Below are 12,918 nucleotides of genomic sequence, written 5' to 3' on the forward strand. Positions count from 1 at the left end.
CGTCCCGCGAGCGCGCCACGGTTCGCGTGTGCGGCGCCATGGCTCCTGAGACGAGTTCAGGATGACGCCGGTCGAGGGAGCACCCTCAAGAAGCGAGGCGGCGACGTGCGGGCGGTCGACCGGCGCCACACGGTCAGCGCCGCCCTCGCGGCTAGGCCTCCTCGATCCGCAGGGTCATCACCGCGTCCAGCCCCGGCCTCGCGTCGGCGAGCGTGAGCGTCCCGCCGTGCAGCCGCGCGATGGCCTCGACCAGCGGCAGCCCCAGGCCGTGGCCCGGGCGATGGCGACTCGCCTCGAGTCGACCGAAGCGGCGCAACGCCAGCGCGCGCGCCTCGATCGGTATGCCCGGCCCATCGTCGCGCACGCGCAGCACCGCCGCCACCCCCTCACGCGCCAGCGTCACCGTCACACGCGTGCGCGCCGGCGTGTGGTGGAGCGCGTTCTCGATCAGGTTGATCAAGGCCTGGCTCAGCAGCTGCGGGTCGCCGCGCACCGTCAATGGCGCGAATGGCCCGCCGGTCAGTCGCTGATCGCGCGCGTCAGCGTCGCCGACCAGCGTGTCGCACGCCTGCTCCGCCAACGCGGCGAGATCGACCGCGCGAAAGCCGGCGCGGCGCTCCCCCGCGGTCACCTCGGCGATGCGGAGGATCGCGGCGAAGAGCGCGAGCAGGTCGTCGCACTCGGCCAGCGCCGCCTCCAGCTCCTCGCCCGACACCGCCGGCCGCTCCGCCAGGCGCGCCAGCCGCGCGCGCAGCCGCGCCAGTGGGGTGCGGAGGTCGTGCGCCACGTCGCTGCTGACGCCGCGCAGCTGCTCGACCAGCGCGGCGATGCGGTCGAGCGCGCGGTTGAACGCTTCGGCCTGGTCGGCGAAGGCCCCGCCGCGCGGCGGCACGGGGACGCGCCGACTGAGATCGCCGTCGATGATCGCCGCGGCGGTGGCGCGCACCTCGCCGATGCGGCGGCGGACGATCCAGCCGAAGCTGGCGGTGCCCGCGAGCACCACCGCGAGCAACGCGCCGAAGCCGATCAGATAGAGCTGCACCCGCGTGGCATCGTAGCCGTCGATCGGCTCGGTCTCGGCGATCGTGATCAGGCGCAGACCGCCGCCCGTGTCGCGCGCCTGCGCGCGGCCGGCGCTCAGCCCGACGATGCCGTCGCGTCGCCGCAGCGTGGTGAAGCCGAGCGGCACGGCGCGTTCCAGCACGACGTTGCCGCCGATCCGGCGCCCGCGTGTGTCCTCCAGCTCGAAGCCGATGTCGCCGGTGTCGCGGCGGCGCGAGAAGGCGTCGATCCGGCGCAGGATCGCGCGCGAGTCACCCGGCGCCACCGCGCTCAGCATCGCGTCGCCGACCTCGCCGATCCGCCGGTCGACCGCGCTCACCACCGCGGCCCGCGACGCGGCATAGGTGAGATAGCCCGCGAGTACCGCCGCCCCGGCGAAGGCCGCGAGGAAGAACAAGGTCAGCGCGCGCAGCGATGACACGGTCAGGCGCGCAGCATGTAGCCGACGCTGCGCTTGGTGACGATCGGATCGATCTCGCCGGGAGCGCACAGCTTGCGCCGCAGCGAGCGCACCTGGACGTCGACGATGTTGGTGCTGGGCTCGAAGTCATAGCCCCACACCCGTTCGATCAGCATCGCGCGGGTGAGATAGCTGCCGGCGTGGCGCGCGAGCTCGGCGAGCACGCCGAACTCCAGCTTGGCGAGATCGAGCGCGCGGCCGTTGCGCCAGGCGCGGTGCTGGCCCGGGCTGACGACGATGTCGCCGGCGCGCAGCGTGTCACTCTCGGCGCCCTGCTGCTGCCAGCCGCGCGCGCGTATCAGGGCACGCAGCCGTGCCTCGATCTCGCTCGCGGGCGTCGGCTTGACGACATAATCGTCCGCCCCGGCCTCCAGCCCGTCGACCTTCTCTGCCGAGCGGCCGAGCGCGGAGAGGATCAGCACGGGCACGGTCTGGCCGCGCTCGCGCGCGTGGCGCACGACGGCGGCGCCGTCCATCTGCGGCAGCATGCGATCCAGGATCACCGCGTCATAGCGGTCGCGCTCGAGCGCCAGCAGCGCGTCGCGGCCGTTGTCGGTGACGGTCACCTCATGGTCGAGCGCGGCGAGGTCCTCGCGCAGCGACGCGGCATAGTCAGAGTCGTCCTCGACGATCAGCAGCTTCATCGGGTCCTCGTTGCTCCGCCCGTCCTCTTAGGCGGCGAGAAGGCGAAACTCACGCGCGATCGACAGGCGGAGGATCGAGTAATGGCACTCGACTGCCCCGCGTGCAGAGGCCGCCCCGCCATTTCCGTCATCCTGCACTCGTATCAGGATCCACGGTCCCGCGAGCGCCTCCCGCTGCGGAGGTGCGGCACGGTGGATCCTGAGACGAGTTCAGGATGACGATGTGGGAGGGTAGAGCCGCGCACCCACAGGTACCCGCACCCGCGCCGCCCGACCGCGTCACACGATCGCGTGGGGCACGTAGCGCGCGAGGTCGCGCGTGATCGGGCCGTCGTCCTCGCGCATGGACAGCGCGACCGGCTCGTCGCCGACGATCCACGAGCCCACGACCGCGTGCTGGCCGTCGAACACAGGCAGCGGCTGATAGGCCTGGACGATATGCCCCTCCGCGCCATAGCCGCCGGCCAGCGGCGCGGCATCGTCGCCAGCGCCCGCGTCGACGAGAGCGATGTCCCAGCCCTCGCGCGAGAACAACGGCTTGCGGACGTGGCGCGGGCCGATCGCGGCGACGCCCTCCGAATCGTCGGCGAAGGCGGCGGGGAGCAGGTTGGGGTGGCCGCGGTGGCGCTCCCACAGCAGCGGCAAAATGCCCTTGTTCGACAGTAAAGCCTTCCACGCCGGCTCGAGGAACAAGGTCTTCGTCGTCGGAAGCTGCGCGGCATAGGGCTCGCGCAACATGTCCTCCCACGGGTAGAGCTTGAACAGCGCGCCGATCAGCAGCGACTCGTCGTCGACGAAGGCGCCCTCGGCGTCGACCCCGATCCGGTCGATCGCGACGAACTGCGGGTCGAGCCCGGCCTGGCGCGCGACCTCCTCGAGATAACGCACCGTCTGCCGGTCCTCGATCGAGTCCGGCACGCTGCTGAAATGGACCAGGCTGCGCGGCGTGAACAGGGTCGCGAACCGTTCCAGCAGCGCGTCGTGGAGGCGGTTATACTGGTCGGCGTCGGCCGGCAGCGTGCCGTCGGCGACGCGATCCTCCAGCCACTGCCACTGGAACAGCGCGGTCTCGTACAGGCTGGTCGGCGTGTCGGCGTTATACTCGAGCAGCTTGGCCGGGCCGGTGCCGTCATAGGCGAAGTCGAACCGGCCGTAGAGCGACGGCGCCCGCGCGCGCCACGACGCCGCCACCACGTCGCGCATCTCGGCCGGGATGGCGAGCCGCTGCATCAGCGAGTCGCTCGCCACCACCTCCTCGACCAGGTCGAGGCAGAGCTGGTGCAGCTCGCCCGAGGGCGCCTCGATCCGCTCCTCGATCTCGTCGAGCGAGAAACGGTAGTAAGCGCGCTCGTCCCAGTAATGCTGGCCGTCGAGATGGTGGAAGGTGAAGCCCATCGCGCGCGCGGTCTCCTCCCATCCGGGACGCTCGCCGCTGACGATCCGCTCCACCCGCCGCTGCCCGCTCAGTCGCGCGACGTGTCGCGGCTGCGGTCGTCGAGCCGCAGCGGCGCGCCGCCGTCCTTCGGCGCCGCGAGCCGCGCGAGGATGTCGTCCGCGCTGCTCGAGCCCGGCAGCAGCCCCGCGGCCTGGAGCTTGGCGTCGAGGTCGGCGCCGGTGCGCATGTCCTCCAGCTCGGCCGCGGCGCGGAACTTCTCCTCGCGCACCGCCTGGCGCTCCTTGAGCCGCTTGAGGCTGTCCGCCGCCGAGCCGAGCTGCGACGAGGCGCCGCTGGTATTGGCCGCGATCTGCGCCTGCGCCTGCTGCACGCTCTCGTTGGCGCGCACCACGTCGACCTCGCGGCGGAGCGACTCGATCTTGCCGTCGCCCGACTTGATGATGCCGCGCATCCGGTCCTCGGCGGTGCGCATCTCCTCCACCTGCGGGCGCTTGCCGCCGAGCTCCTGCTCGATCGTCGCCAGCCGCTGCGCCACCTCGCGCGCCAGGTCCATGTCGCCGCGCGCCATCGCCGCGCGCGCCGACGCCTCATATTTCTCCTGCTGCGCGGCGAGCGCCTCGATGTCCTTCTCGATCAGCCGGCGCTTGGCGGTGAGCGTGGCGAGGTCGTCGCGCGCCTTGGCCTGCGCCGCGCCGGCGTCGCGGATCTGCTGGTCGAGGATCGTCAGCGCGCGCGCGTCGACCACCGACTGCCCCGCCTCGTGCGCGGTGCCGCGTACCAGGGTGACGAACTGCTTCCACATCGACATGACGTATCGGTCCTTGAGGGAATGAGGGTCAGGCGGCGGCGAAGGCGTCGCGCAGGTCGGCCGCGGCGTCCAGCGCGTTCTGCGCCAGCACGCGCAGCTCGGTCAGGATCTCGCGCTCGCTCGACTCGATCGAGAGCTCGCCGATCAGCTCGTAATACTCGCGCCCGTCCAGCTCGGTGATCGCGAAGTTGGACAAAGGCACCAGCTTCTGCGCCTTGAGCAGGAAGCGGTTGAACTTCTCCGCCTCGGGCTGCTCGTCGACCGGCCACAGCAGGGTGGAGACGACGATCTGCTCGCCCGCGCAGCTGACGAACACCGCGAGGTCGCCGTGCTCGTGCATCGTCACGCGCAGCACCGGCTCGGCCGACTCGATCCGCTCGACGCTCAGCTCCTCGCGGTGCGCGCCGAGCGCGTCCGCCAGCCGACCGATCGTCCATACCCGCGCCGTGTCGCTCACCGATCGCTGCTCCTGCCGTTCACGCCTGTTGACACCCCCCGCATTAGCCCGCACCCGTGGGCAAGGAAAGGCGCGACGGGTGACGGCATGATCTTCGGCAGCCTCTTCGGCGGCGGGCGCGACGAGGCGACGCGACCCAGCGTGGCGGTGGTGCGCGACATCACGATCGGGCGGATGGTGCGGCTCGATCCGCTGGCGTGGCGGCGACTGAGCGGCGGCGTGTTCACGCTCGACCGCGACACGCTGGAGATCACCGCGCAGGGGCTGATCAAGCTGGACGACGGGGGCTATGTCCACCGCTTCTACACCGACGACGAGCTGATGCTCCAGGCGGTGAGCCAGCAGGCGGACGGCAGCAATGCCGACGATTTCACGCTGTTCCGCCCGTGGTCGTCGACCTACGCGAGCGGCGGCTGGGACGATGCCGCGTTCCGCGAGCGGATGACCAGGCCCGAGTGGGTGGAGGGCGGGCTGCCGCCGTTCCGCCGTTACTGGTACGAGGGCGACGACCGCGTCCAGCCGCCGGTGCAATTGTGGGAGGCGCTCTACTACGAGCGCGACGGCGCGCCGGTGAAGCATATCCGCCAGCAATGCATGCTCTACGCGCGCGACCTCGCGCCCGAGGGGCAGGAGCTGTTGCTCGCGGTGGCGACCAGCCCCGAGGGCGGCGACACGACGCACGACCTGATGGTGGGGCTGCCGCTGTCGCCGGCGGAGTTCAGCGCGTGAGCGGGGGGCGGGCGGCTCCTTCGCTCTTCACTCCCGAATTTCCTCCTCTCTTCCCCGTCATCCCCGCGGCGGCGGGGATCCAGACGCGCTGACATGGCGGCTCCATCGCGGAGGTCAGCGTGTCTGGATTCCCGCCTGCGCGGGAATGACGAAGGAGGATGGGGGACGATCAGTCGGCTCGCCGGCCTGCCGCGCTCTCCGATCCTCCAGCGTTCATCCGCCCCGCCACTGACCCGGGAGACGCCATCGTGACGCTCGACCTTCCCGCCTATCTCGCCGGCGTGAGCCATTTCCTGCTCGCCTTCGGGCTGGCCTGCGTGCTGCTTGCGCTGTTCAAGGCGATCTACCAGAAATCGACCCCCTATGACGAGCGCGCGCTGGTGGCGCAGGGCAATGTCGCCGCCGCGCTCGCCTTCGGCGGCGCGATCGTCGGCTTCGCGCTGCCGCTCGCCTCGGCGCTGAGCGAGACCACCGACCCGGTCGAGTTCGTCGCCTGGGCGGTGCTCGCCGGCGCGATCCAGGTGCTCGCCAGCCTGGTGGTGCGCCGCGTGGTGGTGCGCGACATGGCGCGGCGGCTCGAGGAGGGCAATGTCGCCAGCGGCGTCTATGCCGCGGCGACGTCGATCTCGGTCGGGCTGCTCAACGCCGCCAGCATGACCTATTGAGGTCGCCATGACCGACTCGACCGCCCCGCGCCGCCGCCTGCGCTCCGCCGCCGCGGGTCTCTCCGCCGCGAGCGCGCTGGCGATGCTCTCCGCCTGCGACCCGCAGCCGAGCGACGAGCAGGTCTCGCGCGAGCGCTACGGCGCGCCCACCGAGGTCGCCGCCTTCAACAACGTCGACGAGTGCAAGGCCAGCGGCGCCTTCGCGCAGGTGACGTGCGAGGAGGCAGCCCGCAACGCCGCGGCCGAGGACAGCAAGACCGCGCCGCGCTTCGCCGACTGCGACGTGTGCGAGGACCAGTTCGGCGCGGGCAACTGCCTCGTCCGCAACGAGGGCGGGCAGAGCTTCTTCGTGCCGCTGCTGACCGGCTTCATGATCGGTCGCCTGCTCAACGGGCCGGGCTACCGCTACTCGGGCCTGTACCGCAGCGGGCGCGACGACCGCTATTACACGCCGGGTGGCGCCTGGCTGTACGGCGGCGGCTACGGCGGGCGCGGCTATTCCTACCAGGTCGGCTCGCGCGCGGTGACCGCACCGGTGACGACGCAGCGGATCCAGACGCGCAGCTCGGTGGTGTCGCGCGGCGGCTTCGGCGGGCGCGTCTCGGCGCGGTCGAGTGGCGGCTGGGGCGGGGGACGCTCGTTCGGCGGATAGGCGGGCGGGGGGAGCGCGCCCTGCCCTCCCGTCATCCCGGGCGTGACCCGGGTCCATGGTGCCACGAGCCGCACCGCCGTTGCTCTCGCGGAGGAGTGACTCCCGCATCAAATCCGGCATGACGCGGGGGAGATCGGGCGTCCCGCGACTCTCGCCTCGACGAGCGCGCCTTCGCCACCCCTTCATCCGCGCGCGCGCACCGCTTATGCCCCCAGCATGACCACCGTCACCGACATCGCCTCGCGGACCTACAACCACAGCTTCCGGCTCGACCCGATCGTCCGCAGCCTGCTCGACACCGACTTCTACAAGCTGCTGATGCTGCAGATGATTCGCCGCCTCCACCCGGAAACGCGCGCGACCTTCGCGCTGATCAACCGCACCAGGGCGGTGCGCCTCGCCGAGGTGATCGATGAGGCCGAGCTGCGCGCCCAGCTCGATCACGCGCGGACGGTGCGCTTCGCCAAGAAGGAGCTGATCTGGCTGGCGGGCAACAGCTTCTACGGCGAGGCGCGGATGTTCGCGCCCGACTTCCTCGCCTGGCTCGCCGACTTTCGCCTGCCCGAATACGAGCTGCGCCGGGTCGACGGCCAATATGAGCTGACCTTCGCCGGCCTGTGGTGCGAGACGACGATGTGGGAGATCCCCGCACTCGCGATCATCAACGAATTGCGCTCGCGCGCCGCGACGCGCGACCACGATCGGTTCGCGCTCGACGTACTCTACGCGCGCGGCAAGGCGAAATTGTGGGAGAAGGTTGAGCGGCTGCGCCAGCTGCCCGACCTCGTCATCTCGGACTTCGGCACGCGCCGCCGCCACGGCTTCCTGTGGCAGCGCTGGTGCGTCGAGGCGCTCAAGGAAGGGCTGGGCGGTCGCTTCATCGGCACCTCGAACGTGCTGCTGGCGATGGACGCCGACCTCGAGGCGATCGGCACCAACGCGCACGAGCTGCCGATGGTGGAGGCCGCGCTGTCGCGCGACGACGCGGAGCTGGCGGGCGCGCCCTATCGCGTGCTCGAGCAGTGGCGCCAGCATTACGGCGGCAACCTGCTGATCGCGCTGCCCGACGCCTATGGCACCGCGGCGTTCCTGCGCGCCGCGCCCGACTGGGTGGCGGACTGGACCGGCTTCCGCCCCGACAGCGCGCCGCCGATCGAGGCGGGCGAGCAGATCATCCGCTGGTGGCAGCAGCACGGCCGCGACCCGCGCACCAAGCTGCTGATCTTCTCGGACGGCATGGACGTCGACTCGATCGAGCGCGTCTACCGCCACTTCCACGGCCGGGCCCGGATGAGCTTCGGCTGGGGCACGAATCTCACCAACGACTTTCGCGGCTGCGATCCGGACGGTGCGGGCGGGCTCGAGCCGATCTCGCTGGTGTGCAAGGTGACGGAGGCGGACGGCCATCCCGCGGTGAAGCTGAGCGACAATCCCGCCAAGGCGACCGGCGCGCCGGCCGAGATCGAGCGCTACCTGCGCGTGTTCGGTGCCGGCGGGCGGATCACCCAACCGGTGGAGGTGTGAGCGCGGCGGGAACCCGGCGCGCGTGCTCGCGTCCTATCCCTCTGACGAACAAGGGCGACGCATGACCAAGCTGTTTCACGTGAGCGACGTCCATTTCGGTGCGGAGGACCCGGAGGCGGTGGCGTGGTTCCGCGACCTCGTCGCCGCGGAGAAGCCCGACGCGGTGATCATGACCGGGGACCTGACGATGCGCGCCACGCCGAAGGAGTTCGAGGCCGGCGGCGCGTGGTTGCGCAGCCTCGGCGTGCCGGTGACGCTCGAGGTCGGCAACCACGACCTGCCCTATTATTGGGATCCGATCCGCCGACTGTTCTCGCCTTACTCGCGCTACGCCGCGGTGGAGCGGATGATCGAGAAGCCGCTCGACGTCGCGGGGATCACCGTCGTGCCGCTCAAGACCACCGCGCGCGCGCAGTGGCGCTGGAACTGGTCCAAGGGACGGGTGAGCCGCGGCTCGCTGCGCCGTGCGCTCGCGCTGGTGCGGGAGGCGCCCAAGGATCATCTCATCTTCGTCGCCGGCCACCATCCGCTGATCGAGGGCGGCACCAAGGGGACCGCCAAGACCAGGAACGGCGACGCCGCGCTGGAGGCGCTCGCCGAGGCGGGGGTGCATGCCGTGCTGTCGGGGCACGTCCACGATCCGTTCGACGTGCCGTACGAGCGCGGTGGCTGGACGCTGCGGCTGATCGGCGCGGGCACGCTGTCCAAGCGCACGCGCGCGACGCCGCCGGCCTTCAACGAGATCCGCGTCTCGGGGGGGCGCTTCGAGACGATCGTGCGCACGCTCTCGCCGCAGCCCGAGCGATCGATCAGCAGCACGGTCGAGGCGGGGCGGGGATAGTCGAGTCACATCCTCCCTTCGCTGAGCTCTCATCGTCATCCCGCATCGAGCCCGGGTCGACGCGCGGGCGAGCCGCTTCCGCGACGAGGAGCATGTCGGCTCGTACTCGCGCATCTCGCACCGCGTCCGGGACGACGTGCGGGCGATCCTGATCAAGCCGAGGTAGGAGGCCGTCGCGCTCTCCCAGCGCGGCGCTCACCCGATCGGGCCAACCCGCCTCCGCGCCGCAACCCATTGTTTACCCTAATTCGCTAGGCGCCGCCCCGATCTACCGGGAGCCACAGCGAGCGTGTCCATCTTCTACGATGCCAGCGGGCGACGCGGGCGCCGCGTTCGCGCGACCCTGGCGCTCGCGGCGTTGGTGCCGCTCGCCGCGCTCGCGCTGCTGATCGCGCTGCTGCTGCAGCCGCTCGACCGCATAGCGCCGCGCTTCGCCGACGCCGGCGCGACGCCGCGCGCGCTCGCTCCGGCAAGCGTAGCGAGCGCCCCCGGCGCGTGGCTGCCCGCCGCCACCGGCGCCGCGCTGAAACGCGAGACGATGGGCTTCTACATGCCGTGGGACGCGCCCTCGCGCGCCTCGCTCGGGGCGCACCTGGGCGAGCTCGACTGGCTCGTCCCCGGCGTCGCGACCGTCACCGGCGCGGACCACCGCCTCATCGTCGAGGACGACGCGACGCTCGCGCCGCTGCTCGCCGCGGCGTCGCGCCGGCCGCGGCTGCTGCCGATGGTGCAGAACGCACGCGCCGACGGGCAGTGGGACGGTGCCGCCACCGCCGCGCTGCTCGCCGACGCCGGCGCGCGCCGCGCCTTCGCCGCGCGGCTGGAGTCGTTGGTCGCGCAGCAGCGCGGCGCGGGTGTCATGCTCGATCTCGAGAGTCTGCCCGCCTCGGCGCACCGCGACTATCTTCGCTTCCTCGGCGAGCTGCGCGCGCGCTTCAACCCGCGCGGCTGGGTGGTGATGCTCGCCGCGCCGGTCGCCGACCCGGACTGGGACCTCGCCGCCTACGCGCGCGCCGCCGACCGGGTCGTGCTGATGGCCTATGACGAGCATTGGATGGGCGGCGAGGCCGGGCCGATCGCGTCGCAGCCGTGGTTCGCGCGCGTCGTCGCGCAGGCGGTCGCGCGCGCGGGCGCGAACAAGGCGATCGTCGCGATCGGCAGCTACGCCTACGACTGGGCGGGGCGCAGCACCGAGCCGCGCTCGGTCGCCGATGCCTGGGCGATCGCGCGGCGCGCCGGCACCGCGCCGGTCTTCGATCGCGCCAGCGGCAACAGCCATTTCTCCTATCAGCTCGGCGCGGCGCGGCACGACGTGTGGCTGCTCGACGCCGCCAGTGCGGCCAACCAGCTCGCCGCGGTGCGCCGCATTGGCGCCGCGGGCGTGGCGCTGTGGCGGCTCGGTAGCGAGGATCCCGGCGTGTGGCCGCTGCTCGCCGGCCGCGCGCTGCCCGCGCGCCAGACGCTGCCGGCGGAAAACACGGTCGCGGTGGAGGGCAAGGGCGAGCTGCTCCGCCTCGCCGCCGCGGCAACTCCGGGTCAGCGCGGCTTCGTCGCGCGCGACGGGCTGATCCGCGACGAGCGCTGGGGGCGGCTGCCCGGCCCCGACGTGGTCGAGCGCACCGGCGCGCGCCGCCGGCTGGTCGCGCTGACCTTCGACGACGGCCCCGACCCGCGCTGGACCCCGCGGCTGCTCGACGTGCTTCGGCGCGAGCGCGCGTCCGCGACCTTCTTCGTCACCGGCGCCAACGCGCTGGGGCAGGGGCCGCTGCTGCGCCGCATCGTCGCCGAGGGGAGCGAGCTGGGCAACCACTCCACCACCCACGCCGATCTCGGGCGCCGCTCGGAGGCCGACATCGCGCTCGAGCTGCGCGCCACCGAGCGGCTGGTCGAGGCCTATACCGGGCGCGCGATGACGCTGTTCCGCCCGCCCTTCCTCGGCGACGCCGACCCGGACCGGCGCGACGAGCTGCACGCCAGCCGCGTCGCGTCGCGACTCGGCTATCTCACCGTCGGTCTCAACGTCGATCCGCTCGACTGGGAGAAGCCCGACGCCGCCACGATCGCTCGCCGCGTCATCGCCGGCGTCGCGGTGGGCACCGCGGACCATCCCGCCCAGATCGTCCTGCTGCACGACTCGGGTGGCGACCGCACCCAGACGCTGGCGGCGCTGCCGGCGATCATCCGCGGGCTGCGCGCGCGCGGCTATGAGCTGGTGCCCGTCTCGAGGCTCGCCGGACTCTCGCGCGAGGCGGTGATGCCGCGGCTCGCCGCCGGCACCGGCGTGCGCGCCGCGGGCGCGCGGACGCTGTTCGACGGTGCGGCCTGGCTGCGCGACTCGCTCGGCTGGCTGTTCGCGGTCGCGATCGCGCTGGGCATGGCGCGCTCGCTGTCGCTCACCGCGCTCGCGCTGTGGCGCCGCCGCGATGCCGCGCCGACCGCAACGCCGCACCGCGTGCCCGGCTTCGTCTCGGTCCTGATCCCCGCCTTCAACGAGGCGCGCGTGATCGGATCGTCGGTGCGCCGCATCCTCGCCAGCGAGGGCGTGCGCGTCGAGGTGATCGTGATCGACGACGGCTCGACCGACGGCACCTCCGACGTGGTGCGTGCGGCCTTCGCGATCGACCCGCGCGTTCGACTGCTGACGCTGAGCAACGGCGGCAAGGCGCGTGCGCTCAACACCGCGCTGGCGCAGGCGCGCGGCGATGTCGTGATCGCGCTCGACGCCGACACCCAGTTCGAGCCCGACACGATCGCGAAGCTGACGCGCTGGTTCGCGGACCCGCTGATCGGTGCGGTGGCGGGCTGCGCCAAGGTCGGCAATCGCATCAACCTGATCACGCGCTGGCAGGCGCTGGAATATGTCACCGCGCAGCAGCTCGAGCGGCGCGCGCTCGCCGCGCTGGGCGCGGTGACGGTGGTGCCGGGCGCGGTCGGGGCGTGGCGGCGCGTCGCGCTGGACGCGGTCGGCGGCTATCCCGAGGACACGCTGGCGGAGGACCAGGACCTCACCATCGCGGTGCAGCGCGCCGGCTGGCGCGTCGCCTGCGACAATGACGCGGTGGCGTGGACCGAGGCGCCCGAGACGGTGCGCGCCCTGTTCAAGCAGCGCTTTCGCTGGGCGTTCGGCACGCTGCAATGCCTGTGGAAGCATCGCGCGCTGATCGGGCGCGGGCGGCCGCGCGGGCTCGCCTGGGTCGGCCTGCCGCAGGCGCTGCTGTTCCAGTTCGGCTTCACGCTGGTGGCGCCGCTGATCGACCTCGGGCTGGTCGCCGGCGTCGGCGGCACCGCGTGGCGGGTGTATGACCGCGGCTGGGACGCGGCGGGGGGCGATGCGACCACGGTGGCGGCCTTCTGGCTCGCCTTCACCGCGATCGACCTCGCCTGCGGCTGGATCGCGTTCCGGCTGGACGGCCGTGAGGCGCGCTTCCCCGCGCTGCGGCTGCTGCTGCAGCGCTTCGGCTACCGTCAGATCCTCTACGCGGTGGTGCTGCGCGCGGCCTATGCCGCGATGACCGGGCCGAGGGTGGGCTGGGGCAAGCTGGAGCGCACCGGCAGCGTCGACGCCGGCGCGGCGCCGGTGGCGGTGCCGGCGGGTGAGCCCGCGCTGTTGCCCGCGGCGCTGTCCAAGGCGGCGTGAGGTGGCGAGCTAGATCCTCCCCGTGCCGGGGAGGAGTGACGTT

General features: G+C 72.4%; 11 protein-coding genes. 6 read left to right on the forward strand and 5 right to left on the reverse strand.

Features of this window, described 5'->3' with window-relative positions; translation table 11 throughout:
* Window positions 1-151 precede the first annotated feature (151 nt).
* The 5 genes from FHY05_RS09040 to FHY05_RS09060 all read right to left on the reverse strand — a co-directional run bounded on the left by FHY05_RS09040 (window position 152) and on the right by FHY05_RS09060 (window position 4,827).
* A complete protein-coding gene (locus tag FHY05_RS09040) occupies window positions 152-1,483 on the reverse strand; it encodes an ATP-binding protein (protein ID WP_311732419.1) in 1,332 nt (443 codons plus the stop codon).
* 2 nt (window positions 1,484-1,485) lie between these two features.
* A complete protein-coding gene (locus FHY05_RS09045; RefSeq protein WP_183944075.1) occupies window positions 1,486-2,166 on the reverse strand; it encodes a response regulator transcription factor in 681 nt (226 codons plus the stop codon).
* Window positions 2,167-2,445: 279 nt separating this feature from the next.
* Window positions 2,446-3,615, reverse strand: a complete 1,170-nt coding sequence (locus FHY05_RS09050; protein ID WP_183944076.1) for a glutathionylspermidine synthase family protein — start codon at window positions 3,613-3,615, stop codon at window positions 2,446-2,448.
* Between the two features lie 14 nt (window positions 3,616-3,629).
* Window positions 3,630-4,370, reverse strand: a complete 741-nt coding sequence (locus FHY05_RS09055; protein ID WP_183944077.1) for a PspA/IM30 family protein — start codon at window positions 4,368-4,370, stop codon at window positions 3,630-3,632.
* Between the two features lie 28 nt (window positions 4,371-4,398).
* The gene (locus tag FHY05_RS09060; RefSeq protein ID WP_221191101.1) at window positions 4,399-4,827 is read right to left on the reverse strand and encodes a YjfI family protein; all 429 of its coding nucleotides are present in this window, start codon (window positions 4,825-4,827) and stop codon (window positions 4,399-4,401) included.
* An 87-nt stretch (window positions 4,828-4,914) separates the two neighbouring features.
* On the opposite strand from FHY05_RS09060, the gene FHY05_RS09065 reads away from it, so the two are divergent.
* The 6 genes from FHY05_RS09065 to FHY05_RS09090 all read left to right on the forward strand — a co-directional run bounded on the left by FHY05_RS09065 (window position 4,915) and on the right by FHY05_RS09090 (window position 12,875).
* Window positions 4,915-5,556, forward strand: a complete 642-nt coding sequence (locus FHY05_RS09065; protein ID WP_183944078.1) for a DUF2491 family protein — start codon at window positions 4,915-4,917, stop codon at window positions 5,554-5,556.
* A gap of 248 nt (window positions 5,557-5,804) precedes the next feature.
* Window positions 5,805-6,221, forward strand: a complete 417-nt coding sequence (locus FHY05_RS09070) for a DUF350 domain-containing protein (RefSeq protein WP_311732420.1) — start codon at window positions 5,805-5,807, stop codon at window positions 6,219-6,221.
* A gap of 7 nt (window positions 6,222-6,228) precedes the next feature.
* Entirely contained in the window at window positions 6,229-6,873 is a 645-nt protein-coding gene (locus tag FHY05_RS09075; RefSeq protein ID WP_183944080.1) for a DUF1190 domain-containing protein, read from the forward strand.
* A gap of 216 nt (window positions 6,874-7,089) precedes the next feature.
* Window positions 7,090-8,397 carry a nicotinate phosphoribosyltransferase gene (gene pncB / locus FHY05_RS09080; protein ID WP_183944081.1) on the forward strand — a complete coding sequence of 436 codons (1,308 nt, stop codon included), beginning with the start codon at window positions 7,090-7,092 and terminating at the stop codon, window positions 8,395-8,397.
* Between the two features lie 61 nt (window positions 8,398-8,458).
* Complete coding sequence (locus FHY05_RS09085; RefSeq protein ID WP_183944082.1) at window positions 8,459-9,238, forward strand: metallophosphoesterase; 780 nt, start codon at window positions 8,459-8,461, stop codon at window positions 9,236-9,238.
* A gap of 289 nt (window positions 9,239-9,527) precedes the next feature.
* The gene (locus tag FHY05_RS09090) at window positions 9,528-12,875 is read left to right on the forward strand and encodes a glycosyltransferase (protein WP_183944083.1); all 3,348 of its coding nucleotides are present in this window, start codon (window positions 9,528-9,530) and stop codon (window positions 12,873-12,875) included.
* Window positions 12,876-12,918: the final 43 nt, after the last annotated feature.

Source organism: Sphingomonas sp. BK580, from assembly GCF_014194975.1.
Taxonomy (GTDB): domain Bacteria; phylum Pseudomonadota; class Alphaproteobacteria; order Sphingomonadales; family Sphingomonadaceae; genus Sphingomonas.